The 24,454-nt window shown below is 62.7% G+C and carries 26 protein-coding genes, 1 tRNA gene and 1 pseudogene; 16 read left to right on the plus strand and 12 right to left on the minus strand.

The features are described from left to right. Positions 1-245 precede the first annotated feature (245 nt). Positions 246-1,283: a P63C domain-containing protein gene (locus tag ACKOED_RS13980; protein WP_408917224.1), complete on the minus strand. Its 1,038-nt coding sequence runs from the start codon at positions 1,281-1,283 to the stop codon at positions 246-248. Between the two features lie 116 nt (positions 1,284-1,399). Between ACKOED_RS13980 and ACKOED_RS13985 the strand changes: the two genes are divergently transcribed. From ACKOED_RS13985 to ACKOED_RS14005, 5 genes are all read left to right on the plus strand, one after another. Further along, positions 1,400-2,278 carry an IS1 family transposase gene (locus ACKOED_RS13985; RefSeq protein WP_408917225.1) on the plus strand — a complete coding sequence of 293 codons (879 nt, stop codon included), beginning with the start codon at positions 1,400-1,402 and terminating at the stop codon, positions 2,276-2,278. A 147-nt stretch (positions 2,279-2,425) separates the two neighbouring features. Continuing rightward, positions 2,426-3,094: a hypothetical protein gene (locus tag ACKOED_RS13990; RefSeq protein ID WP_408917226.1), complete on the plus strand. Its 669-nt coding sequence runs from the start codon at positions 2,426-2,428 to the stop codon at positions 3,092-3,094. A 96-nt stretch (positions 3,095-3,190) separates the two neighbouring features. Next, entirely contained in the window at positions 3,191-4,117 is a 927-nt protein-coding gene (locus ACKOED_RS13995; protein ID WP_408917227.1) for a hypothetical protein, read from the plus strand. 8 nt (positions 4,118-4,125) lie between these two features. Then, positions 4,126-5,307, plus strand: coding sequence for a glycosyltransferase family 4 protein (locus tag ACKOED_RS14000; RefSeq protein WP_408917228.1), 1,182 nt, complete (start codon positions 4,126-4,128; stop codon positions 5,305-5,307). Beyond that, on the plus strand, positions 5,297-6,304 hold the full coding sequence (locus ACKOED_RS14005; protein ID WP_408917229.1) for an ELM1/GtrOC1 family putative glycosyltransferase: 1,008 nt from the start codon (positions 5,297-5,299) through the stop codon (positions 6,302-6,304). The genes ACKOED_RS14000 and ACKOED_RS14005 overlap by 11 nt, the downstream gene beginning before the upstream one ends. Positions 6,305-6,698: 394 nt before the next feature. On the opposite strand, the gene cls is transcribed toward ACKOED_RS14005, so the two are convergent. The 4 genes from cls to gap all read right to left on the minus strand — a co-directional run bounded on the left by cls (position 6,699) and on the right by gap (position 10,516). After that, entirely contained in the window at positions 6,699-8,147 is a 1,449-nt protein-coding gene (cls, locus tag ACKOED_RS14010) for a cardiolipin synthase (RefSeq protein WP_408917231.1), read from the minus strand. A gap of 49 nt (positions 8,148-8,196) precedes the next feature. After that, positions 8,197-8,715 (minus strand): invasion associated locus B family protein, encoded by a 519-nt coding sequence (locus ACKOED_RS14015; RefSeq protein ID WP_408917232.1) that lies wholly within the window; start codon positions 8,713-8,715, stop codon positions 8,197-8,199. A 113-nt stretch (positions 8,716-8,828) separates the two neighbouring features. Then, the gene (gene rpe, locus ACKOED_RS14020; protein WP_408917233.1) at positions 8,829-9,497 is read right to left on the minus strand and encodes a ribulose-phosphate 3-epimerase; all 669 of its coding nucleotides are present in this window, start codon (positions 9,495-9,497) and stop codon (positions 8,829-8,831) included. A gap of 5 nt (positions 9,498-9,502) precedes the next feature. Continuing rightward, positions 9,503-10,516: a type I glyceraldehyde-3-phosphate dehydrogenase gene (gap, locus tag ACKOED_RS14025; RefSeq protein WP_408917234.1), complete on the minus strand. Its 1,014-nt coding sequence runs from the start codon at positions 10,514-10,516 to the stop codon at positions 9,503-9,505. 146 nt (positions 10,517-10,662) lie between these two features. On the opposite strand from gap, the gene ACKOED_RS14030 reads away from it, so the two are divergent. The 3 genes and pseudogenes from ACKOED_RS14030 to ACKOED_RS14040 all read left to right on the plus strand — a co-directional run bounded on the left by ACKOED_RS14030 (position 10,663) and on the right by ACKOED_RS14040 (position 12,974). Beyond that, positions 10,663-11,928, plus strand: coding sequence for a DUF3422 family protein (locus ACKOED_RS14030; RefSeq protein ID WP_408917235.1), 1,266 nt, complete (start codon positions 10,663-10,665; stop codon positions 11,926-11,928). Positions 11,929-12,164: 236 nt separating this feature from the next. After that, a pseudogene (locus tag ACKOED_RS14035) lies at positions 12,165-12,278 on the plus strand (IS3 family transposase); the annotation flags it as partial. Beyond that, entirely contained in the window at positions 12,279-12,974 is a 696-nt protein-coding gene (locus ACKOED_RS14040) for a hypothetical protein (RefSeq protein WP_408917236.1), read from the plus strand. Between the two features lie 658 nt (positions 12,975-13,632). Here ACKOED_RS14040 and ACKOED_RS14045 read toward each other — a convergent pair. From ACKOED_RS14045 to ACKOED_RS14060, 4 genes are all read right to left on the minus strand, one after another. Next, positions 13,633-13,709: transfer RNA gene (locus ACKOED_RS14045), tRNA-Arg, on the minus strand. A gap of 57 nt (positions 13,710-13,766) precedes the next feature. Continuing rightward, the gene (locus ACKOED_RS14050) at positions 13,767-14,357 is read right to left on the minus strand and encodes a disulfide bond formation protein B (RefSeq protein WP_408917237.1); all 591 of its coding nucleotides are present in this window, start codon (positions 14,355-14,357) and stop codon (positions 13,767-13,769) included. Next, on the minus strand, positions 14,357-14,515 hold the full coding sequence (locus tag ACKOED_RS14055) for a DUF5993 family protein (protein WP_408917238.1): 159 nt from the start codon (positions 14,513-14,515) through the stop codon (positions 14,357-14,359). The genes ACKOED_RS14050 and ACKOED_RS14055 overlap by 1 nt, the downstream gene beginning before the upstream one ends. Positions 14,516-14,535: 20 nt before the next feature. Further along, entirely contained in the window at positions 14,536-15,096 is a 561-nt protein-coding gene (locus ACKOED_RS14060) for a tetratricopeptide repeat protein (protein ID WP_408917239.1), read from the minus strand. 141 nt (positions 15,097-15,237) lie between these two features. Here ACKOED_RS14060 and dhaL point away from each other — a divergent pair, with 141 nt between their 5' ends. The 6 genes from dhaL to dhaK are packed head-to-tail and all read left to right on the plus strand — an operon-like array spanning position 15,238 to position 19,504. Then, a complete protein-coding gene (dhaL, locus tag ACKOED_RS14065; protein ID WP_408917240.1) occupies positions 15,238-15,840 on the plus strand; it encodes a dihydroxyacetone kinase subunit DhaL in 603 nt (200 codons plus the stop codon). After that, entirely contained in the window at positions 15,837-16,223 is a 387-nt protein-coding gene (dhaM, locus tag ACKOED_RS14070; RefSeq protein ID WP_408917241.1) for a dihydroxyacetone kinase phosphoryl donor subunit DhaM, read from the plus strand. The genes dhaL and dhaM overlap by 4 nt, the downstream gene beginning before the upstream one ends. Then, a complete protein-coding gene (locus ACKOED_RS14075) occupies positions 16,220-16,513 on the plus strand; it encodes an HPr family phosphocarrier protein (protein ID WP_408917242.1) in 294 nt (97 codons plus the stop codon). Before dhaM ends, ACKOED_RS14075 begins: the two co-directional genes overlap by 4 nt. Next, positions 16,503-18,086, plus strand: a complete 1,584-nt coding sequence (gene ptsP, locus ACKOED_RS14080; RefSeq protein ID WP_408917243.1) for a phosphoenolpyruvate--protein phosphotransferase — start codon at positions 16,503-16,505, stop codon at positions 18,084-18,086. The genes ACKOED_RS14075 and ptsP overlap by 11 nt, the downstream gene beginning before the upstream one ends. 3 nt (positions 18,087-18,089) lie before the next feature. Continuing rightward, positions 18,090-18,524 (plus strand): hypothetical protein, encoded by a 435-nt coding sequence (locus ACKOED_RS14085; protein WP_408917244.1) that lies wholly within the window; start codon positions 18,090-18,092, stop codon positions 18,522-18,524. Next, positions 18,521-19,504: a dihydroxyacetone kinase subunit DhaK gene (gene dhaK, locus ACKOED_RS14090; protein WP_408917245.1), complete on the plus strand. Its 984-nt coding sequence runs from the start codon at positions 18,521-18,523 to the stop codon at positions 19,502-19,504. Before ACKOED_RS14085 ends, dhaK begins: the two co-directional genes overlap by 4 nt. A gap of 159 nt (positions 19,505-19,663) precedes the next feature. Here dhaK and ACKOED_RS14095 read toward each other — a convergent pair whose 3' ends face one another. Continuing rightward, the gene (locus ACKOED_RS14095) at positions 19,664-21,058 is read right to left on the minus strand and encodes an aspartate ammonia-lyase (protein ID WP_408917246.1); all 1,395 of its coding nucleotides are present in this window, start codon (positions 21,056-21,058) and stop codon (positions 19,664-19,666) included. A 129-nt stretch (positions 21,059-21,187) separates the two neighbouring features. Here ACKOED_RS14095 and ACKOED_RS14100 point away from each other — a divergent pair, with 129 nt between their 5' ends. Continuing rightward, a complete protein-coding gene (locus ACKOED_RS14100; RefSeq protein ID WP_408917248.1) occupies positions 21,188-21,649 on the plus strand; it encodes an MmcB family DNA repair protein in 462 nt (153 codons plus the stop codon). A gap of 3 nt (positions 21,650-21,652) precedes the next feature. On the opposite strand, the gene ACKOED_RS14105 is transcribed toward ACKOED_RS14100, so the two are convergent. Further along, positions 21,653-22,198 (minus strand): ActR/PrrA/RegA family redox response regulator transcription factor, encoded by a 546-nt coding sequence (locus tag ACKOED_RS14105; RefSeq protein ID WP_408917251.1) that lies wholly within the window; start codon positions 22,196-22,198, stop codon positions 21,653-21,655. Positions 22,199-22,286: 88 nt separating this feature from the next. Beyond that, positions 22,287-23,633, minus strand: a complete 1,347-nt coding sequence (locus ACKOED_RS14110) for an ActS/PrrB/RegB family redox-sensitive histidine kinase (protein ID WP_408917249.1) — start codon at positions 23,631-23,633, stop codon at positions 22,287-22,289. A gap of 76 nt (positions 23,634-23,709) precedes the next feature. Between ACKOED_RS14110 and ACKOED_RS14115 the strand changes: the two genes are divergently transcribed. Continuing rightward, the gene (locus ACKOED_RS14115; protein ID WP_408917250.1) at positions 23,710-24,318 is read left to right on the plus strand and encodes an SCO family protein; all 609 of its coding nucleotides are present in this window, start codon (positions 23,710-23,712) and stop codon (positions 24,316-24,318) included. Positions 24,319-24,454 lie beyond the last annotated feature (136 nt).

The following is a 24,454-nucleotide window of genomic DNA, read 5'->3' on the forward strand; positions in this document are numbered from 1 at the left end:
GGTAGTGGGTCAGTTTGAAATTTGACCCCTCTTGACTATCATGGAAATGCCGGACGGGTCAGGCTATATTGTGTGTATGGACAAACACCCGAAACGCCCGCGCGACTCATCGCAGCTTGCCAAGCTAATGATTGATCTTGCGACTGGTGAAGCGCCAGAATCTCCTAACAAGGAAAAAGACCCCGCCGCCGTTAAACGGGGCCGTGCTGGTGGGGCGAAGGGTGGCAAAGCTAGGGCTAAGAAACTTACTCCTGCCGAACGGCAGGAGCAGGCTCAGAAGGCGGCGCGGACGCGTTGGGGGAAGGAATAACGAGGTCTAGCTCCTTCTGCCCTCCAAAACGGTCGATGATTTTTCCTTCATACGTTTTCTTGTCCGGCGAAGATTCTGCCATTTCAAGAACGCGGCCTAGCTGCATACGCAGCGCACGAGCGCCGACATCGTTCAGGAACTGAAAAAGCTTTCTTGCCCGGTCGCCTTCATTTGCCCTCAAGGCCCTCAACAGGGTGAGAAGCTTTCCGTTGCTCTGAGCAAGCGGGTAATAGACGTGTTTCACGGTGAGGTGTTTGAAATGCCAAGGTTTGCCGCGCTCGGGGACGGCAATGTCATAGAGGCGGTGCCATTGGATGTACAATTCGTTGGGAAACTCCGGTTCATATTTTTTTGCCTCCTCCCTTACGTAAACCTTGAAGGCATCAATTACTTCCTGTGCGCTGGGGTTGTACCCTGCCACGGCATAGACCAAGCCGCGAATGCCGTTCTTAGCTGAAGCAGACAGAAGGATTTCCGCCTGTTGCAGCATTTTCTCGTAACGCGGCCCTTGGAGTTTCCCAGCGTTCTTGGCCTGAATGATCGCTTGACAGAGATCAATCAAGATTGTGGCATCATAACCATGCGCGCGCTCGGAAATCGCATTTGTCGCGGCCGAGGTTTTTGGTTGAAAAACAATGGGATTTTCAATTTTTTCACGCAACTCGCGGCCGATGTGTTTTGACATTGCCTTGCTGTTCACGAACGAAACCAAGCGTTCGCCGCGACGGCTAAAGCCGATTGCCTCACCCATGCCACGCTTGCTGATGACGGGCGTTTTCTGAGTGTCATTCAAAACGTAGCAGTCAACCGCAATGCCAAAGTCCTTTTCCAAACTGCCTTTGTGAGTGACTGAATAGGGCTTGTCCCATCGCGCAATCGCAGCCTTCTGGGCAATTGCTTTCCGTTCAATTGGCGTCAGGGCGTTTGCGCGCGCTTTGCCACCTTTGGCCTTTCCGGTGATTTCGTCATTCATGCAAGCATCTCCAAAAACATGATGCTTGCAATCTAAGGCCGAGCAGTTCACATTGCAAGCATATAAATTTTGCAAGCATGTTGACAATGACGTCCTTTTCAAGCATAAGGGGCAGTATGAAAATACTGGACCGCCAGACCCGTTGCCAAATCCTTCACCTCCTTTGTGAGGGCAATAGCGTCCGTTCCGTCACCCGGCTCACGGGTGCCAGCAAGAACACAGTCATCAAGCTGCTGATCGACGCCGGGAAGGCTTGCATGGCGTTTCATGACGAGAACGTGCGGAACGTCCAGTCCAAGCGGGTCCAGGTCGATGAAATCTGGTCCTTCACCTATGCGAAGCAAAAGAACGTGGCCGCCGCTAAAGCTGCTCCTGATGGTGCGGGCGACACTTGGACATGGACCGCGCTCGACGCCGACAGCAAGATGATCCTGTCATACTTCGTCGGCGGCCGTGATGGCGAGTGCGCGATGTTGTTTGTGGATGACCTTCGCGCCCGGTTGACGAACCGTATCCAGCTTACCAGCGATGGCCACAAGGCTTACCTTGAGGCGGTTGAGGGCGCGTTTGGTGGCGATGTTGACTACGCCGTCCTGCACAAGGTCTATGGGGCATCATCGGAAGCCGCCAAGGGGCGCTATAGCCCTGCCGAATGCATCGGCACCACCAAGAACCGGGTTGAGGACGATCCAGACCCGGCCCACGTCAGCACGTCCTATGTGGAGCGCCATAACCTCACGATGCGCATGCACATGCGCCGTTTCACCCGCCTGACGAATGCCTTCTCAAAGAAAGTCGAGAACCACGCGTACGCCGTCGCCCTGCACATGATGTACTACAATTTCGTCAAGGTTCATTCAAAGCTGCGCATGTCGCCAGCCATGGCCGCTTGCGTATCGGATCTGCTTTGGGAGATTGGCGACATTGTAGGCTTAGTTGAAGCTGAGGAAGCCAAGATCGACCGCAAACGTGGACCTTACAAGAAGGCGTCTTGAATTGACGCGCTTACCTTCAGTAAGCTCAAAAAAAGGTGAGGCCGGCGCCCGTAGGCCCGGCCTCAAATCTCGTCCGCAGGAGATGTGCTTTCGCAGTGACCCTACCCCACGGCTCACGAGATAATTCGTAACGGCTTCAGGTTAATAATGCAATACCAATTCTCGTGCATCTCTTCCACCTATATCGAAATCGAAAAAACCATTTCGGTTCAACGGATTGGAAGGTATTTTGCGGAAGCAAAAGGCGATAAGAACAGGGCGCTGCGACTCTATGTCTGGAATGCTTCGATCTGTGAGTCTTTCTACCTGCCCAACCAACTTCTAGAGGTTGCGATACGCAATCGACTTCACGTTGTTCTTGCCGCACATTTCGGCCAGAACTGGCACGTCAATAACTCGTTCGTAAGCCCACTTCCAAACCGCCTTCAAACTGGCATCACCAACGCGATCAGGGACTGTACGCGAGATCATGGTGCTGGAATGACGATCAACCACATCGTCGGAAGCCTTTCGCTTGGGTTTTGGAACCATCTGCTGACCTCAAATTTTGACACCATTCTTTGGTCTAATGGGATGACAGCCGCGTTTCCATACGTTCCCAATGGAATGTCGCGTCAAAACATCTATGATAGGGTCGATCAGTTTCGCAACTGGCGAAATCGGATAGCTCATCATGGCGCGATTTTTGACAAGCGCCCGATGAGGGAGCTGAAGAACATTCAGGAAATCATGTCCTGGGTCTGCCCGCACACTCTTTGGTTCATGAACGAGATTAATTCAGTCCATCGCGTTCTTGGGCGAAAGCCAGTGCGGTAATTCAAACTGACCCACTACCATGTGGGCGTGGCGTTTGATGCCAGGCTCAGTACATGATACAGGGGCGGCGAGTAAGCAATAGTTTCGGGGTTTGACATGGCTGCGACCGGAAACGCGGAGGCCACCCGGCCTCACATCTTCATCCAGACCAACGACAAGCAGTCGATCGGGGCGATCGTCTCGGCCTATTCGATGAAGCGCAATTCGGCGCATGCGGACAAGTTCGATGTCAGCGTCATCCGCCAGGAGGACTATCCGTTCTTCTCGCAGCGCGAGGGCCAGAGCTACATGCGCCATGGCGTGAAGCGCGTCTGGCACGAGAACGACCTGCAGTCCTTCACGCTCACCCGCTTCATGCCGCCCAAGCTGATGGGCTACAAGGGCCGCGCGCTGGTGGTGGACCCGGATGTGTTCGCCGTGCAGGACGTGTGGGAACTGCTGACGCGGGACATGAAAGGCAAGGCCATCATGTGCCGCGGCTCCAAGTTCAAGAACGGCGCCTTTGCCTCGAGCGTGATGCTGCTCGATTGCGCCAGGCTCACCCACTGGGACGTGGAGAAGGGCTTCAACGAACTGTTCGAGGGCAAGCGCGACTATCACAACTGGATTTCGCTGCTGATGGAGGACCCCAACACCATCGGCGTGTTCGAAAATGAGTGGAATGATTTCGACAAGCTGACGCCAGCCACCAAGATGATCCACAACACGAGGCGGCGTACCCAGCCTTGGAAGACCGGGCTCAAGGTCGACTATACGCCCACCGAATTCGGACCCGTCATCGGCTGGATCATGCGCATGCGCCGCAAGCTGTTCGGCGACCACGCGCTGCTCGGACGCTATGCGCGTCATCCCGACCTGAAGCAGGAAGCGCTGTTCTTCGGCCTGCTCAGGGAGGCCTATGAGAAGGGCCTCGTGACCGACGCGCAGCTCAAGGACGCGATGGCCAAGAATTTCATCCGCCACGACGCGGTTGAAGTCATGCAGCGCGTGCCGCCGCTGGCGCCGCTCAAGGCCGCCGCCTGAGCGCAAGAATGGAGCATGTCGCAGGGCAGCCCGGGCCGGAGCTGCGGGTGGCCCTGTTCACCGGCAATTACAATTACATCAAGGACGGCGTCGCGCTGACCCTGAACCGGCTTGTCGCCTTCCTGGAGCGGCGCGGCATTCCCGTCCTGGTGTTCGCGCCGGTGGCCGCGAAGCCGGCGTTTGAGTCAGTGGGCGAACTGGTGCCGGTGCCGTCCTTCGCCATCCCCACCCGGTCTGAATACCGCATCGCGCTCGGCCTTCCGTCCAAAGCGAGGCAACGGCTCGCAGCCTTCCGGCCCACCCTGTTCCATATCGCGGTGCCGGATATTCTGGGCTCTCAGGCACTCAGTCTCGCGGAGCGCTGGGGCGTGCCAGCGGTCGCCTCCTACCATACGCGCTATGACACCTATTTGCGCTTCTATGGCCTCGGCCTGTTCGAGGCCCTCGGCCAGGCGCATATGCGCCGCTTCTACAACCGGGTGCGCCGGGTCTATCCGCCATCCGAATCGATGGCCGAGATCATCCGCCGCGAGGGCCAGTCCCGGCACGTGGAAATCTGGGCGCGCGGCGTGGACAGCGAGCTGTTCTCGCCCGCGAAGCGGGACATGGCCTGGCGCCGCGGCTTTGGGCTGGGCGATGGCGAGGTGGCCATCGCCTTCGCGGGGCGGCTGGTGAAGGAGAAGAACACCGCCGTCTACGCGCGGGTGATGGCAAGGCTCCTGGCCAGCGGATTGCCGGTGCGGCCGTTGCTCATCGGCGACGGGCCCGAAATGGCGGCGATGCGGGCGGCACTGCCTACCGGCATCTTCCCCGGCTTCCTGCATGGCGAAGAGCTGGCCCGCGCCTATGCCTCTTCCGACATCTTCTTCTTTCCCAGCGAGAGCGAAACCTTCGGCAACGTGACGCTCGAAGCGATGGCGAGCGGGCTTCCCGCCGTCAATGCGCTGTCGAGCGGCAGCAACTCACTCATTGCCGAGGGCGTCACGGGATTTCTGGTCAGCGCCCGCGATGAGGATGGGCTGGCCGCGCGGCTGGCGCAGCTGGCAGCCGATGCCGCGCTCCGCCGGCGCATGGGCGAAGCGGCGCGAACGCGCGCCCTTGGCTACAGCTGGGATGCGGTGTTGAGCGGCCTTCTCGACAGCTACCGCGCGGTGCTGCGCGAGGCGAGGGAACAGGGCCATGGCGGCTGATCCCCGGGTCTGGATTCTGTCCGGCGGGCGCCAGGGCGATCTCGATCAGATGCAAGCTTTGATTGCAGCGGCGGGCTGGGCTCATGAGATCAAGAGGCTCAGTTTTCGCGGACCCCGGCATCCGCTGCTGGCCCGGCTGGAGACACCTCTGCGCCCCCCATGGCCCGATCTGGCGATCTGCGCGGAGGCGCTGCCCAGCATGGTGGCACGGCGCATCAAGAAATCGTCTTCAGGCGCCACCCGCATCGTCTGCCTCGGCAGGCCCGCCGGTTCAGCCAGCGACTTCGACCTGGTCATCACAACCGCACAATACCGCATCCAAAACGCACCGAATTTGCTCGAATTGGCAATGCCAATCACCAGTGCGGCGGTGATGCCGCCGCCCCCACCGGCGGACGGGCCGGTCGTCGTGCTGGTGGGTGGCCCGGCCTTTCCGGATCGCCTGGACTCCGGCATTGCCGCGCGGCTTGCGGCGGATGTGCTGGCCTATGCGGCGCGGAAAAAGCTTACGCTCCATGTCGTGACCAGTCCACGCACGCCGCGAGAAGCGATCGCGGTTTTCGCAAGGAAAATCAATGCGCCGCATCAGCTGAGTGTCTTCGGCCAGAGCCAGAACAGCTACCAGGATGCTTTGGCCAGCGCAGCCGAAATCGTCGTCACCAGCGACTCGGTGTCGATGCTCTCAGACGCAATGGCCGCCGCCAGGCCCGTATCGATCTACCGCCTGCCACAGGCCCTGGGCCTGAAATGGCGGCTCGGGGATTGGCTGCACCGCCACGCCGTGGAACAGCCCCAGCCATTGCTAAAGCCAGCCTCATGGCTCTTTGACTTGGCCGTCATCGAACCGGCGGCTGACCGGCAACGGCTGTTTACCCGGCTGGTGTCGGAAAAACAGTTGGCCTGGTTCGATATGCCACCCGCCATGCCAGACGGCAACGCTCCTCGGCGTGACCTTGAGATGGCCGCTGACCGAGTCAGGAAACTCATGGCGGTTTGAGCTAGGTTTTGGCCTTCACTGACGCCGTGCCTCGGATAACTAGAGCGTCTTGAGTCTAGCCTGAACTATCATCCTAAGCCGGGCGTCACCCCGGATTTCGCCGGAGTGACGCCCAGCCTAAGGTGATGGTCCAATTTAAATCAAACAACTAAACTTAAAGTTTTGTTTTCTACACAAGTGCAACGTTTCTGATATGTTCGGAACTACTGAAAAGGTTTGCAATAGTTGCACGGTGCTTTGCGAGCTCAATTCCCGCTGGCGACCCTGTAAACCAATGAATTCACTACAGGTTTATTTCTGACCCAGGGGAAATCCGCCAGGCAGGATTTTCTCCGTTTCTCAGACATCTCAGATTGCGTTCCCGATCTGTTTTAGTTGACGCTAAGTAAAATCACTACAGCAGCGGGCTGACCAGGCGCATCGAGGATTCCAATAGCCGTTCGCCAAGCGGCCGCCGCGGCCACGGGGTGAACTTGACCTGCTCAGACGCCGCGATGTAACGCTCCTGCAGATGCCGCAGATCGGCAACCGTGGCGGCATCATAGATCAGCAGCGACAACTCGTAGTTCAGCCACAGGCTGCGCATGTCAACATTGGCGGTGCCGAACATGGCGGCCGTCCCGTCGATGGTGATCGATTTGGTGTGCAGCAGCCCGTTCCTGAACTGGTAGATCTCGCCGCCGGGCTCCAGAATCTCATCGAAAAACGATCGGCTGGCATAGCGCACCAGCAAGGAATCGATGCGTTTCGGCAGCACGAGGATAACCTTGACGCCGCGCGCCGCGGCCCCGCGCAGCGCCAGGATCAGCGCATCTTCCGGTACGAAATAGGGCGTGGTGATCACCACTTCGCGTTGCGCGGCGGCGATCAGCGACATCATGATCTGCAACAGGGCGTCGCCGGTTTCCCCCGGACCGGAGGACAGCACCTGCACCGGCACCGCCCCGGCCACCGGGGTGGGCCTGATCCCGGTTTTGCTCATCACGTCATCGAGGCTGTCGCCGCCTTCCGCCACCCAATCGCTGATCATCACCGCCGCCAGCAGGCCGGCGACCGGGCCCTCGATGCGCGCCATCGCGTCCACCCATTCGCCGACGCCCGCGTCCTGCTTGAAGTACCGCGGATCGACCATGTTCATGCTGCCGGTCCAGGCGAGGCTGCCGTCGATCACCACGATCTTGCGGTGCAGCCGGAGATCGGTGCGGCGGGCAAGGCCATGCAGAAGGCCGACGGGCAGCGCGGCGCGCAGTTCCACGCCCGCCGCCCGCAGGGCCTCTGGCTCGCCGCTCTTCCACCACCGCCCGGCCCCCATGGCGTCGATCAGAACCAGACAGGCGACGCCGCGTTTCGCCGCCCGGATCAGGGCATCGCGCACCCCGGCGGTGAGGCCGCCTTCGCTCCAGATATAGAATTCCATCAGCACGCTGGTCCGCGCCTTGTCGACATCGGCGGCGATGCGGTGGAGAATGTCCAGCGTGTCGGACGCGAGCGCCAGACGGTTGCCGTTGATGGCCGGCATGCCGAACAGGCTCTCCCCGGCGTTCTCAAGAAGCCGGTGTTCGGTGGCGACCGCCCCATCACCGCGCAGTTTGAAGTTCTCGGCGATGTGCGGGGCGGTGAGTTTCCGTAAGTCAACCTGGAACTGCGCCAGCCGCTGCGCCCGCTGCCGCGATATCCGCCGCTCGCCGATCAGGAAATATAGCAGCGCGCCCACATAGGGCAGCGCCACCGCCAGAAGAAGCCAAGCCAGCGCCACGCCCCGGGCCGGGCGCCGCAACAGCACGCGCACCACGACGGCGCTCATCAGCACGCCATGAAGAACAATAAAGACATAGGCAGTCATCGCACCCGCCACCTAACGGCAGTTGCCGCGTTCTGACAAGCGGAATGGCCTATTGCGCCCGCAAGGCCTTGAAACCATCCGGCAGCCCCTTGAGCGAGGCCGAAACGGTGATTGGCTGGTCCACGCCGCGAAGGCTGAAGCGGGTGGTGACGCTGCCGGCGGCCATGAGCGCGCGCAACGCTTCCGGGCTCAATTCGATACTGGCGATGCAGCCGCGCATGATGCAGGTTTGCAGCTGGTAGCTGAACTCCGGCCCATCGCCGATCCGGCCCGTGATCCCGGCCGGAACATCGAGGCCCAGCGGCATAATCGCGGTCAGCCGGTAAGCGGTGCCTTCACGGTTTCCGGCCAGGGCCAGCGCCATCACGTGTTTTCCGGTCTTTTCCGAAACCAGCCTCTGGTGCAGCGCGCAGGCTTTCTCGCCCTTGACGATTTCGCGGCACCGCACGTGCCAGTCGCCAAAGGACTCGGCCGGTGTCACGGCGTCGGCGGCGGCCGCGGGCGGCGCCGCGGGCGTTGCCAGAGCGAGGCCGAGAGCGAGTGCAAGAGATAGGCCATGCTTTTTCATCGATCCCCTCTAGGGCTGCCGCCTGCCGGTTCGAACGCTCCCTTTCGCTAGGCCAGCTCTTGGCTAAGGTAAAGGGACATTGTGGAAAACCCGGCGGCCCCTGGAACCAAAGGCTAGACCGCGATGCTGGCCGCCGCCGTCCGGATAGCGCGGATTTCCGCCCCATAGTCTGGGCTCTTGAAGATGGCCGAGCCCGCCACCAGAACATTGGCGCCGGCCCGCGCCACCGCGCCCGCGTTGCCGCGCCCAATGCCGCCGTCCACCTCGATATCGATGTTCCGTCCACGGACCATTTCGCGGACCTCGGCGATCTTCTCCAGCATCGCGGGGATGAAGGCCTGGCCGCCGAAACCGGGGTTGACCGTCATCACCAGAATGAGATCCAGCCGGTCCAGCACGTGTTTCAGCGCATGCGCCGGCGTTGCCGGGTTGAGTGAGACGCCCGCCCGCTTGCCCAGCGCCCGGATCGCCTGCAGCGTGCGGTCGAGATGCGGGCCGGCCTCGGCATGAACCGTGATGAGGTCGGCGCCAGCCCTGGCGAAGGCTTCGAGATAGCGGTCAACGGGGGAGATCATCAGATGCACGTCGAAGGTTTTCCGCGTCACCGGGCGGATCGCCTCGATCACCGGCATGCCGAAGGAGATGTTGGGCACGAAATGCCCATCCATCACATCGATGTGGATCCAGTCGGCGCCGGCTTCGTCGAGGGCCCGCACCTCATCGCCCAGCCTGGCGAAATCGGCGGCGAGGATCGACGGCGAAATCAGCAACGGCCGGGCCATGCGGCTCAGCCGATCAGCTTGCCGAAATGCACCGCGGTGTCGGCCATGCGGTTGGAGAAACCCCATTCATTGTCGTACCAGCTGAGAATCTGCACGAAGCTGTCGTCCATCACCTTGGTCTGGTCGAGGTGGAACACCGAGGAATGCGGATCGTGATTGAAATCGACCGAAACATTGGGCCGGCTCGTCGTGCCGAGGATGCCCTTCAGCGATCCGCCCGCCGCCCTGATGATCGCCTCGTTCACTTCCTCCCTGGTGGTCTTGCGCTTGGCAAGGAACTTGAGATCGACGACCGAGACATTGGGCGTCGGCACCCGCATGGCGTAGCCGTCGAGCTTGCCTTTGAGTTCCGGCAGCACCAGCCCCACGGCCTTCGCCGCACCCGTTGAGGTGGGGATCATGGAAAGCGCCGCGGCGCGCGCCCGGTAAAGGTCCTTGTGCATCTGGTCCAGCGACGGCTGGTCGTTGGTGTATGAATGGATGGTGGTCATCATGCCCTTTTCGATGCCGATCGCATCATTCAGCACCTTGGCCACGGGCGCCAGGCAATTGGTGGTGCAGGATGCGTTCGAGATCACCAGATGATCCTTCGAGAGCTTGTCGTGGTTGACGCCGTAGACGACGGTGAAGTCCGCGCCGTCGGAGGGCGCCGAGACGATCACCCGCCTGGCGCCGGCCGCGAGATGGGCGGCGGCTTTGTCGCGCGCGGTAAAGATGCCGGTGCATTCCATGGCGATATCGATGCCCAGGTCCTTCCATGGCAGTTGCGCGGGGTCCTTGATGGCGGTCACCTTGAACTGCTCGCTGCCGATCGAGATCGAATCGCCCTTCACCGCCACCTCGTGCGGAAACCGGCCATGCACCGAATCGAACTGCAGAAGGTGGGCATTGGTTTCCACCGGCCCCAGATCATTGACCGCCACGATGTCGATGTCCTTGCGGCCCGATTCATAGATGGCGCGGACGATGTTGCGGCCGATGCGGCCAAAACCGTTGATGGCGACGCGGATTTTGCTCATGGGCGGGTTCTCCGGAACACTGATCTTGTTGATGACGCCGCTCTTATAGTGATTTCATCAAGGGGCGGAAGAGGGAAGTTACACCATACGTGGCGTGCCGTTGACCGTTCCGGCCCGGCCCCGTAAAGCTGGGCCAAGGAGTGGCCATGCGCGATCACGACCTTCGTTATGTTCTGAACGACGAGTTGCACGGTCGTCCCGGCCTGCCGGTGACGGCGCCCGCCCGCATCACCCATCTCGCCTTCACCCTGCGGGAGGGCGACGGCGACCCGGTCGTCCACATCAAGCTGCTGTGCGACGCGCTGGGGGTGAAACCGCCCGCCGGGGGAGCGGCGCATCATTCGGCGGACATCGCCGGCGGCCAGATCAAATATGAGCGGCACGGCGAATTCTACCGGCTGAGCGTAGTGGCCGAGGGCGGCCCCGAGAAGGGCGAGGCTCTGGCGCTGTTGCCGGTCGGCTGGGTCGATGGCCTGCCTGGCGCGCGGCTGGTGGGCATCCACACGCGCGTCATGGCCAAGGACGAGCCCGAGCCCAGCACCGCCGATCTGGTGGCCCTGTTCGGGCACGAGGATCTGGCCGGTTCGCGCGTCAGTTCCGGACAGGCCACGGTATGGACCGATTTCCGCATCGGCCCTGACGGCTACACCCGCATGCTGGTGCAGGATCACGGCCTATCGCCGTTCCGGCTGGGCCGCGTCGTGCGCCGCATCCACGAGATCGAAACCTACCGGATGATGGCGTTGCTGGCCTTGCCCATGGCGCGCAAGGTGCAGGGCGAACTGGCGAGCCTCGAACGGGCGGTCTCGAAGGTCACCGCCGACATGCTGTCGGCGCGCGAAAGCCACGAAGATGCCGAGCTGCTGACGGCCCTGAGCCGCATCGCCCGCGACGTCGAGGAAATCTCCAGCCGCACCAGCTACCGTTTCGCGGCCTCGCGCGCCTATGCCGCCCTCGTCGACAAGCGCGTCGCCGAGCTGGGCGAGGAGAAGCTGATGAACTTCCAGCGCCTTGGCGTGTTTCTGGACCGCCGCTTCTCGCCGGCCATGGCCACCTGCCAGGCGGTCTCGGACCGCATCCGGAGCCTCGCCGAACGCAGCGAGCGGGCCTCCAACCTGCTGCGCACCCGGGTCGACATTGCCCTCGAGGCCCAGAACCAGCAGGTGCTGAAATCGATGGAAAAGCGCGGGCTGCAGCAGCTCCGGCTGCAGCAGACCGTCGAAGGCCTGTCGGTGGTGGCGATCAGCTATTATCTGATCGGCATCTTCGCCAAGCTTATCGAAGGCTTCGGCGACTATGCCAAGACCGACACCAAGCTGGTCAGCCTGCTGAGCATTCCGGCGATCGTATTCCTCGTGTGGTACGGCGTTCGCCGTCTTCGCAAGAAGATCATGGGCCCAGCGGGCGACTAGCGCGCCATGTCTGTTACGCACCCGATGATGTCCCCTGCCCTCGGGGATGCAGAGACCGGATAGCTTCGCAACACCCGTTCAGGCAAACGGGTAAGACACATCGCGCCAAAGGGCAATCGTAATGCGTGGAAGCATGGGGCCCGCGCTGCCTCAACCATCTCGTTGAAAAAGCTTATACACTCAACGCTCAATCGCCGGACGCAAGGTCTCTGAGCTTTGTTATCGGAGAATAGACAGCCAAGGCCGATGTGTTCGATTACATCGAGTGCTTCTACAACCCCAAGCGCCGGCATTCCACGCTCGGGTATATCAGCCCCATTGAGTTCGAGAGGAAGGCTGGGTTAGCTTAAGTGAGTGTCCACGGAACCGGCAGCAGGCCATTCAGGCTTCATCGTTCGGGGCGAGCCTTTGGTCTCATCATCGAACCCGAACCACGCAATCCCCATGATGCCAATGCACTAAAGGTCGTGGGTTGGGGAGCAAGCAACAGCCATCACGTCGGTTATGTTGAGGCAATGGAGGCCGCGCGTGCTGCAGAGAGATATCCCCGTGTGCCATTGGCGGCTGAATTCTACAGCGTCTATGTCGGTGCAAGAGGCTTCATCGATATCCGGTTCTTCCTGTCTGCTCCAGCCGAATGCCAGCCCACCTCAAGCGGCAGAGTCCGTGGTCTCCTGGAGTACACTCGAGATGAGCTCCTGGTGCTGAGCTATGCCGCGCGGGCCGACAACAAGCTTGGCAGGCTCGAGGCCGATATCCTGAACCGCTACGCTTTCGAACGTGCTCGGGATTTCGGCGTTTCCCTGGTGGATGAAGACGTTTCGGACCTTAAGCGGTGGTGCCGGGAGCAGGCTCCCACAAGTGATGAGGTTGAAGCATCCATTCATCGCCTAGCTGATGAACCCAGCTTCTCCGCTGCGGAGCTCTGGGATTTGATTGAGGTGGTTATGGGCATTGACGGCAAGATATCGAAGAAGGAAAAAGCCGCGGCAGATGAACTTGCCGCATATATTCGCGAAGCGATTTCGGAGACAGTGCGCGACTAGGTTCAGGGTGAGTGCGGCTCTCAAGTGAATGCGGATAGAATGTGTGAAAACTGCCTAGGGGGGCTATCGGATCTTGCCAAGGTCGGTTTTCTATCACCGGTGTTGCCCTGCAACACTCATAAACGGGAAGAAAAAAGGTTTCATGAGCAGTAAACCCCCTCTGCGAATTTTGGAGAATTGCGTGTGAGCCGGCTGCATCCGGTATCAAAGCCTAAGCCTTGGAAGATATAGGCACCCCCAGGGGGCATGACGTTCTTGCCGGTCAATAAGGTTGAAACCGGTGTCCACAGTCACACGCAAATTCCCGCGAAATTCAAGCTTTTTTCCATCGTACGGCGAAGGGCAGTGCAAGTTTTCATTTCCGGTCTAGCCTTCAGTGCAAGAGGAAGGATGCCACCGGACCCGCCATGAGCAGATCATGGGGAAATGTCCGCTCCCTGGGCCCTTGGTTCTTCCGCGCTCGAAACGCAGTGAGCGTGGTTCAGACCTCGCAACCTCACTAGCCACAGAAATTCGCGGCGCTTACCATTTTCGCTTCGCTTTCATCCAAGCCGCGCGCAAATTTTTTCGCCGTGGTGAGCAGGTGGTGAGCAGCAGAATCCAAAGGGAGCGCCGCGAGAAACTCGATCCATTTAAATCAATAATTTCAATGAGTTATTGGCGCACCCGACAGGATTCGAACCTGTGACCTCTGCCTTCGGAGGGCAGCACTCTATCCAGCTGAGCTACGGGTGCTTTGTGCCGGGAGACTTCGTATAGCCGATCCGCCGCCGGTTCGGCAATGACCGGCTTTCAGCCCAGCTGATCCAGAAGCCGGTAGCTCGCCGGGTCGTCTGGCAGGACCCAGGCGAAGCCTTCCAGGAAGACGATCATCACCGCGTTCACCGCCACCACCGCCACGAACAGCGCGATGGTGACCCGCGACAGCGGGTGGGGCGGCGGCGGGGCCGGTTCCGGCCGCAGGGTGGCCGGCGCAAGGATGCCGAGGGCTGCGGCGGCGAGCAGCACAACCAGGAAGGTGACCAGCGCCCAGCTGTAGAGATGGAGCTCCAGAACCGGCGCGCCGTAGCCCGGATCGCCCGGCAGGATGTGCAGCAGCACCTGCCTGGCCGCCACCGCGGCGCCGATCAGCGCGCCCAGCGCCGCGAGGCCGAGGCCCTGCTGGTAGCGCTGTGGCGTCAGCTGCCCGCGGTTGGCCTGCAGGATGATCCACACCGGGCCAATCGTGGAGAGCATCATGCCATAGCGCTGCAGCATGCACAGCGGGCAGGGCAATTCGCCGAGCGCGAATTGCAGCGCCAGCGCCGCGATCAGCACCGCGCAATAGGCAAGCACCCAGAGATGCAGGAACCAGTAGATGGGCCGCGCCAGAGCCTGTTGCATCAGAAGCTGAGACTCAACGCCGAGGTGACGTGATGGTTGAACAGCCCGGCGGAGACGGCGGCGGCGGCGAACCAGGCGGCCAGGATCGCCGGGCGCGGCTTATCCAGCAGCATCAGGATTACCGTGGCCAGCAGCAGCAGCATGATGAGGATGTCCATTCACGGCTCCTTTCGGCCAATCACTGGAAGTCCTGTCTCGGATCGAAGAAATTCCAGCGCGGCCTTCGCGTCCAGGCCGGGTGAATGCAAAGGCCAGGCTTGCAGATAAGCTGCGTGGGATGGGCGGCCTGCCAGGCGGTGGCATTCGCCTCCACGCGCTCCCGCACCGGGGCGCGCAACTGGCTCCAGTGCTGGTCGCGCAGATTGCCGGCCAGCGGATGGCCGCCGGCGGCGGCGAGCTCAAACCAGTAGAGGGCAGCGGCCGGATCCTGCCGCACGCCACGGCCTCCGCCATAAAAATAACCTGCCATGTACTGCGCATCCGCAAGGCCCTGTGCGCCGGCCCGCTTGTACCACTGCAGCGCCAGCTTCAGGTTGCGCGGCAGGCCGCGGCCATCGTCATACATCGCGCCGAGGCTGAACTGGGCATAGGGATCACCCTGCCGCGCCAGCTTCTTGAGGATCAAGACCGCCGTCTCGTAATCGCCCTGGCGAAAGGCCGAGACGCCCTGCCGCAGCTCTCCCGCCCAGGCGGGGCCAAGCCACAGGCACAGGACGATCAGGGCAAGCCATCTTCGCATCGCGGGAGTCCGGAGAATCACCTTGGCGGTCATTGTAGCGGGATTTCCGGTCCGGCGTGAGCCAGGCGTCAAACAACAGGCTTGTATGTTTAGTGAATCTGTGTTCATTAAACAAAAGACTAAACACAGGATGCTGGAACCATGGTTCTTCCGCTCGAAGCCCTGCTTGACGAGACAGCGGCGCGCATCATCGCCGCCGCCGAAGAACTGACGGCGCTCGATTCGGCGATCGGCGATGCCGACCACGGCCTCAACATGAAGCGCGGTTTCGAAGCGGTGCTGGCCGACAAGACCAATATCCTCTCAAAGCCGGCGGGTGAGGCGCTGAAAAGCCTCGGCATGACGCTGGTCATGAAGGTGGGCGGCGCGTCCGGCCCGCTTTACGGGACGCTGTTCATGACGCTCGGCAAGGAACTGCCGGATGACCCCGCGCCCGCCGATGTGGCGCGCGCGCTTGCCGCCGCGGTCACCGCACTCAAGGCCCGCGGCAAGGCCGATTTCGGCAACAAGACCATGCTCGATGTGCTGGGCCCGGTGGCCGATCACCTGGCTGGCGGAGGGGCGAGCCTCGCCAGTGTCCGCGCACTGGCCGCGGCGCGCGCCGAGGCCACCGTGCCGATGAAGGCGATCCGCGGCCGGGCGTCCTTCCTCGGCGAGCGCTCGGTGGGCCACATGGACCCTGGCGCGCGTTCGAGCCAGATCATGATCGAAGCCATCTGCAACGTGCTGGAGGGCAAGGCATGACGGTGGGAATTGTCATCGTTTCGCATTCGCCGGACGTCGCCAAGGGCGCGGCCGACATGGTGCGCCAGATGGTTGGAAACGAGGTGCCCCTCGGCTTCTGCGGCGGCAACCCGGACGGCGGGCTCGGCACCAGTGTCGAGAAGATCATGGCGGCCATCGAGCAGGCCTGGTCTGAGGATGGCGTGGCGATCCTGGTCGATCTCGGCGGCGCCGAAACCAACAGTGAAATGGCCATCGAGATGCTGCCCGAAGACCGCCAGGCAAAAATCGTGATCTGCAATGCGCCGGTGGTGGAGGGCGCGGTGATGGCCGCCACCGAGGCATGGGGTGGCGGCTCGCTCGCCGATGTCAGGCGCACCGCCGAGGAGCTTTCCCCGCAATGAGCGAAACCGTGCAAGGATCGGTCATCATCACCCATGACGTGGGGCTGCATGCGAGGCCGTCCGTGAAGCTCACCAAGCTCGCCAAGGGCTTTGCCGCGGCGATCGACATTGCCGCCGCCGAGGGCGGGCCATGGATCGACGCCAAGAGCATCGTCAAGGTCATGGCGATGAAGGTGAAGCAGAACGCCACGCTTCACGTGCGCGCCAGCGGCGCGGATGCCCTGGCCGCCGTGGAGGCCATCGTCGATCTGGTGAGGCGCGATTTCGACGAAGCCGGCAATGGGCACTAGGCGCCAGGGCATCGCTGCATCCGATGGGCTGTTCATGGGCCCGGTGCGGCGGCTGTCGGATGCCGGTTCGCAACGCCGACGTTCCGGCGATGCGCTCGCGGAGAGAGCAGCGCTGGAGACCGCGATCGCGGCAGCCATGGCGGGCGTTGCAGCCCTCATGGAGCGGGTGGACGGCGAGGCGCAGGACATTCTCGGCTTTCAGCTTGCCATGCTCGAGGACGAGGCGCTGTCGGCCCCTGCCTTTGCGGCGGTGGACGGCGGCACGCCCGCGCATGAGGCCTGGACGGAGGCGCTGGCGGGCGAAATCACCGGGTATGAGACCGCCGAGGACGACTATTTCCGCGCCCGCGCCGCTGACCTGAAGGATATCCGTGACCGCGTGCTGCGCCATCTGAACGGCGAAGCCGCTGATGCCACACAGCCAGGCATGGTGCTGGCGGGCGACGATCTTCCGCCCAGCCTGTTTCTCGAAACCGACTGGAGCAGCGGCGGCGCCATCGCGCTCAGCCGCGGCAGTGCCATGAGTCATGTGGCGATGCTGGCCCGGGCCCGCGGCATTCCGATGGTGGTCGGGCTGGGAGAGGCGCTGCCCGGCGATGCCGGAACGCTGATCGTCGACGGCGGCGCAGGCCTCATCATCACCGACCCCGATGAGCGTGAAGCCCGGGGCTTCGCCACTGAGCTGGTCATGCTCCAAGCGAGGCATTCCGCCGAAGCGGCATTCCGCGACAAGCCCGCCCGCCGCCGCAATGGCGCGCGCATCGAGGTGCTGGTCAATGTCGCCGGGGTCGAGGAGCTCGACCACATCGCATCATCCACCACCGACGGCATCGGCCTGATGCGCTCCGAATTCCTGTTCCGCGACGGCGCGCCGCTCCCCGACGAGGAAACCCAGTATCGCGCCTACCGCCGCTTCCTCGAATGGGCGGACGGAAAGCCCGTCACCATCCGCACCCTCGACATCGGCGGCGACAAGCCGATCCGCGGCCTGACGCCGGAAGGCGAAACCAACCCGTTCCTCGGCTTGCGCGGCGTGCGCCTGACGCTGGCCCATGAACAGGTGTTCCGCACCCAGCTCCGGGCGCTGGCGCGGGCGGCGGTGCATGGAAACTTAAAGGTGATGATCCCGATGGTCACCGTGCCGGCGGAACTGGCGCGGAGCGCGGCGCTGTTCGCCGCCTGCGTGGCGGAGCTCGAAGCGGCGGGCATGCCCTGCCGCCTGCCACCGCTCGGCATCATGGTCGAGGTGCCGGCCGTTGCAGTCGCGCCGGAGCTGTTCGCGGACGCTCACTTCTTTTCCATCGGCTCCAATGATCTGACGCAATACGTAACGGCGTCCTCGCGCGACGATGCGCGGGTCGCCGCCCTCAACGATCCCGGTCACCCAGCCGTGCTGCGGCTCATCGAACAGGTGGCGGGCTACGGGCAACGGTCGGGCGTTCCCGTCAGCCTGTGCGGCGACATGGCGAGCGATCCCCGCCATCTCGAAGCCCTGCTCGCCGCCGGGCTCACCTCGCTCTCTGTGGCCCCCGCTAGGCTCGCCCGCGTCAAGGCGGCCATCGCGGAGCTCTGAGCCATGGCGCAGACCGCGACCGCCGAGAAGACCCCGCATGAGGCGGTCGCCGCCTACAAGCGCATGCTGGCCGGCGTACTGGAACGGCGTCCGTCAGGCACCCGCCAGCGGCTGGCGGCGGCGCTGGCCAAGAACCGCAGCTTCGTCAGCCAGATCACCAACCCCGCCTATGCGACGCCGATCCCCGCGAATCATCTCGCGCAGGTCTTCGAGGTGTGCCACTTTTCGGCGGCTGAGCGGCAGGAGTTCACGCGGCTCTATGCGCTGGCGCATCCGAGCAAGCGGCTGGCAGATGCTGGGGCCGGCGGCGTTCTGGCCGTGCATCTGCCGGATCTGGGGGATGAGCTGCGCAACCGCAAGCTTCACGGCCTGGTCAGCAGCTTCGTCCGCGAGCTTGCCAGGCTGATCGACGACAGAGAGGAAGGAAGACAGCGATGAAGAAACTGATCAATGACGTGTCCAACGTGCTCACTGAAAGCCTCGATGGCTTTGCGGCGGCGCATGCCGATATCGTGAGCCTCGGGGCCGAGCATAAATTCATTCGGCGCAAGGTGCTGAAGCCCGGCAAGGTGGCATTGCTGTCAGGCGGCGGCTCCGGACATGAGCCGCTGCACGCGGGCTTCGTGGGCCACGGCATGCTGGATGCCGCCTGCCCAGGCCAGGTCTTCACCTCGCCCACCCCGGACCAGATGATTGCCGCCGCCGACGCCGTGGACACGGGCGCCGGCCTCCTGTTCATCGTCAAGAACTATGAAGGCGATGTGATGAATTTCGACATGGCGCGCGAGATGAGCGGCCGCGAGATTGAGACCGTCATCACCGACGACGACGTCGCGGTCGAGAATTCGCTCTACACCACCGGGCGGCGCGGCGTGGCCGGAACCCTGGTGGTGGAAAAGGTCACGGGGGCTGCGGCCGAACAGGGCGCCAGCCTCGCCGCGCTGAAAGCGCTGGGCGACAAGGTGAACCAGGCGACGCGGTCGATGGGCGTGGCGCTCACCAGCTGCACGGTGCCCGCCGCCGGCAAGCCCACCTTCGACATTGGCGCGGAGGACATGGAAATGGGCGTCGGCATTCACGGCGAACCGGGGCGCCGCCGCGTGGCGCTGCGACAGGCCAACGAGATTGCCGAGGAAATGGTTGCGGCCATCGCCGGTGATCTTGGACGCAAGGGTGATGCGCTGCTGTTCGTCAACGGTTTTGGCGGCACCCCGGCGATGGAGCTCTATCTCATGTACAATGCCGCCGCGGCACTGCTCGCCAGGCATGGCATCCGCGCGGTGCGCGCGCTGGTGGGGAACTACGTAACGTCACTCGACATGGCCGGCTGCTCGATCACCGTGACGCTGCTCGACGACGAGATCGTCAAGGGCTGGGACGCGCCGATCCACACCCCGGCGCTGCGCTGGGGCGTCTGAAGAGCGCGTCAGGTTCTTCTGCCCGCGCCATTCCTCAAATTCTCATCACGCCCGGACTTGATCCGGGCGTCTTCTTTGGTGACGAACAAGACAATGCGGTGGTCAGGCCCTGGCACAGGAGAGACCCTGGCAAACGTCGCAAGCACAGCTCACGAAAATCTACCTCTGCCCCAGCAGGTTGGCGGTGGAAAAGGCCTGTTCCAGCTGCTCCTCGGTCATCAGGCCTTCGGCCAGCACCACGTCGCGGATGCTGCGCCTGGTCTTCAGCGCTTGCTTGGCCACCCGGCTCGCCTCGGCATAGCCGATATAGGGGTTGAGCGCGGTGACGGTGACCAGCGATCCTTCCAGCAGCTCAGCACAGCGTTCGCGATCCGCCTCGATGCCCACGATGCATCTCTCGCGCAGCACCCTCATGCCACGGATCAGCATGCGCATGGATTGCAGGATGTTGAGAACCAGCACCGGCTCCATGGCATTGAGCTGCAATTGCCCCGCCTCGGCGGCGAGCGTCACGGTCAGGTCATTGCCGATGACCTGAAAGGCGATCTGGTTCACCACTTCGGGGATCACCGGATTGACCTTTCCGGGCATGATGGAGGAACCGGCCTGCACGGCGGGAAGCCGGATTTCGCCAAGCCCCGCCCGCGGCCCGGAATTGAGCAGCCGCAGATCGTTGCAGATCTTCGACAGCTTCACGGCGATGCGCTTCAGTACGCTGGAAAAAGTGACGAAGGCGCCCAAGTCCGATGTGGCCTCGATAAGATCAGCCGCCGGAACCAGCGGCACGCCAGACACCTCCGCGAGATGGCGGATGACGCGCTGCGAATAGCCCTCGGGCGTGTTGATGCCGGTGCCGATCGCCGTACCGCCGAGATTCACTTCCCTGAGCAGGGCGGCAAATTCCTTCAACCGCTCGATGTCCTCGGCCACGGTCACCGCGAAGGCGCGAAACTCCGAGCCGAGACGCATGGGCACCGCGTCCATCAGCTGGGTGCGCCCCACCTTGATGACGTCGTCGAATTCCACCGCCTTGGCCATCAGCGCCGCGACGAGCGCGCGCTGCACCTCGATCAGTTCCGGGCAGGCGCGCAGCATGGTGAGCCGCACCGCGGTCGGGTAGACGTCATTGGTCGATTGCGAGAGATTGACGTGGTCGTTGGGGTTGATGACGCCATAGTCGCCGCGCGGCTTGCCCATCAGCTTGAGAGCCACATTGGCGATCACCTCGTTGGCGTTCATGTTGGTGGAAGTGCCGGCACCGCCTTGCAGCATGTCGACCACGAAATCGCCATGCTTGTCGCCGGCGATGATCAGATCACAGGCGGAGATGATGGCGCCAGCGATCTCCGGCCTGAGCTTGCCCAGTTCGCGATTGGCGATGGCCGCGGCTTTCTTGACCATGGCGAGCGATTCGATGAGTTCCGGAAAATGCGACAGCTTGATGCCGGTGATTGGAAAATTCTCGACGGCGCGTGCGGTCTGGATGCCGTAATCGGCGTCGGCCGGAATCTCCATCTCGCCGATCGAGTCGTGTTCCCTGCGGGTGCGCTGCATGGGGCCTCTCCACATCTGGTCGGTGGCGCAGCATAGCCCAGTTCAAGGCGGCGGGGCATCGAATTGCCGCGCCGGGCTGCAACCGGCGGAGAATTGGGCTACACTTTGCAGATCGCGGATCGGAAGTTCATGCAACCTTTGCTCAAGCCGGATGGCCGGCAATCGGAAACAGCACTGATGGTGCAGCGCGGCGCCGCCAGGCTGCTGCGCACCGCCAATTTCGCCGTACTGCCGGAATTTACCCTGGCCTCGGGCCGCCGCGCCGACCTGATCGGCATTGCCGGCAGCGGAGAGATCTGGATCGTCGAGATCAAGTCCTCGGTCGAGGATTTCCGCAGCGATGGCAAATGGCCGGAGTATCAGGACTACTGCGACCGGCTGTTCTTCGCCATCCCGTCAAGCCTCGATCCGGCGATCATTCCCGCGGAAACCGGGCTCATCGTCGCCGACCGGTGGGGAGCGGACATCCTGCGCCAGTCGGCGGCGCTGAACCTGCATGCATCACGGCGCAAGGCGGTAACATTGTCTTTCGCACGCGCCGCGGCTCTGCGCCTGCATGGCCTTTACGATCCGGCGGCGGATGGCCTGTAACGTCTATTTCGGCGCGCGTTTCGCGAGGATGCGCTGCAGCGTCCGCCTGTGCATGTTGAGGCGGCGGGCGGTTTCCGAGACATTGCGGTTGCAGAGCTCATAGACCCTTTGGATATGTTCCCAGCGCACCCGGTCAGCCGACATCGGATTGTCGGGGAGGGCTGCGCGGGTATCCGTGTCTCCGAGCAGGGCCGCCTGCACCGCATCGGCATCGGCGGGTTTCGCCAGATAGTCGATGGCACCAAGCTTCACTGCCGTCACCGCCGTGGCGATATTGCCGTAGCCGGTCAGCACCACGGCGCGGGCCTCGGGCCGCGCCTGATGAAGCGCGGCGATCACATCGAGGCCGTTACCGTCAGCGAGGCGCAGATCGACAACCGCGAAGGATGGCGCGGCGCGCCGCACATGCGATATGCCTTCGGCGACCGATTCCGCCACCTGCACCTCGAAACCGCGGGTTTCCATGGCGCGGGCCAGACGCGTAAGAAATGGCTTGTCGTCATCAACGACAAGCAGCGTCCGGTCGGATGGACGCGGAGCGGTGGTCATGAAGGCCTTGGTCTGATTGTCGGTTTCCAGTTGCAATTGGGCTCTCTAACCCCTCTCAGGCTTGCGTTCAACGAGGACTATTACGGCGTCAGGCCCGCCCCAGATCAACCATGCCGCGCGGCCATACCACCTGCACCACCGCGCCATGCTCCGGATCGGGACGGTTGGCGAGGGAAACCGTCGCGCCCGAGCGTTCCAGAAGCGTCTTGGCAATAAAGAAGCCAAGCCCCATGCCCTCATGGCGGCCAGCCTCGCCCGTCTCCTCGCCATAGCCCGGACGCGTGGTCACGAACGGATCGCCCAGCCGGTCGAAGATCAGTTCGTGAAAGCCCGGGCCATCATCCTGAACGGTGATCGACACCTGGGACGGCGTCCAGCGCGCGTCTACCTCCACCCGGCTCTCAGCGAAATCCACGGCATTTTCCAGAAGATTGCCGAGGCCATAGGTGATGGCCGGGTTACGCCGGAACACCGGCTGGTCATCGAGCGCCCTGGCGTCCTGCGCGGCGGAGCTGGTTACCGCGATCACCACGTCGGACCCACGCAACGGCGCCACCAGATCCTCGATCATCACCAGGATGCTGGTGCGCTGATACATCTCGTCGGTCTGCGCCTCGCGGCTCGACAGCTTGGCCAGAATCTCCCGGCAGCGCGCCGTCTGGCTGATCAGCAGATCGATGTCCTCCATATGGGCGCCGGCGACGGGCAGCTCGCGCTTCAGTTCCTTGGCGACCAGCGCGATGGTGGCGAGCGGCGTGCCCAGCTCATGCGCGGCGGCGGCGGCAAGCCCGTCCAGCGCCGACAGCCGCTGCTCGCGCGCCAGCACCCTTTCGGGGGCCGACAGCGCCGCCGACATCTGCCGCGCCTCGTCAGCGATGCGCCGCGCATAGATCGCCGCGAACACCACGCCACAGACGAGGGCGGCCCACATGCCCCAGATATAGGGCTTGGGCAGATCGAATGGCTCGCCCGGCACCCAGGGCAGCGGATAATGCTTGATCGCCAGGAAAGTGGCGCAGGCAAAGGCGATGAAGCCCAGCCACAGGGTCCAGCGCAGCGGCAGCGAACTGGCGGAGATGGTCACCGGCACCAGGAACAGGAAGGAAAAAGGGTTCTCCAGTCCGCCGGTCAGAAACAGCAGAACGGCAAGCTGGAGAATGTCATAGACCAGCAGAAGCCCGGCATGGCTCTCCTGCAGCCTCAGGCTCTTGCGCCAGCGGATGCTGAGAAAGATATTCAGCCAGGCGCTGAGCGAGATGACGATCAGGCACAGGCCGAGCGGCAGCGGAAAGCCCAGCACGAAGTGAACGCCGAGCACCGCGGCCGTCTGGCCGACGATGGCCAGCCACCGGAGGCGCACCAGGGTGCGCAGGCGCAGCATGCCGATTTCGGCGCCTGCGGCGGGATTTGGGTTGAAGGCGAGGTCATTCGGCATGGGACGGAGTGGCGCAACGGTTCCGGTTGAGATTTGGTCAGTCTAGACCTATGTGACCTGTGAAAGAAGAAAATCCATGCCGCGCCGTCCTGTCCTGGTTTTTGCCGTTCTTGTGCTGCTGGCCGCCGCGGGCCTGGGCGGCTATGCATGGATCAACCGGCATGCCGGCGAGGATCGGGGGTCCGGCGTGGCGCTGGTCGGTGGCCCGTTCACGCTCACCGACCACAATGGCCGCGCATTGACCGAGAAGACATTCCTCGGCAAATACATGCTGGTGTTCTTCGGCTTCACCTTTTGCCCCGATGTCTGCCCCACCGAATTGCAGGTGATCACCGCCGCGCTTGACCAGATGGGCCCGGCCGGTGACGCGATCCAGCCGGTGTTCATCACCATCGATCCGGAACGCGATACGCCCGCGACGCTCAAGGCCTATGTTGGCAATTTCCACCCGCGATTGATCGGCCTGACCGGCACGCCCGAGCAGGTGGCCGCCGCCGCCAGCGCCTACCGCGTCTATTACGCAAAGGTCAGCAACAGCAGCTCGGCCGCCGATTATCTGATGGATCACTCCAGCATCATCTATCTGATGGGGCCTGACGGGCGCTTCGTGAAGCACATGCCCTACACCACCGACGCCGCTAAGCTCGCCGCCGAACTCAAGGAAAGCGTAACCGCTTTACCCTAGAGCAATTTTCAGTCTGATTGAATCGAAAGGGGATTCCCAAATCACCTGAGGTCTGATTCAAGCTGGCCACTGGGTTGGAGGCCAGTTTGCATGACCAAGCCTTATCCGATGGAGATGCGCGTTCGTGCTGTGCGGT

The organism is Aestuariivirga sp. (assembly GCF_046093005.1).
In the GTDB taxonomy this organism is placed as follows: Bacteria; Pseudomonadota; Alphaproteobacteria; order Rhizobiales; family Aestuariivirgaceae; genus Aestuariivirga.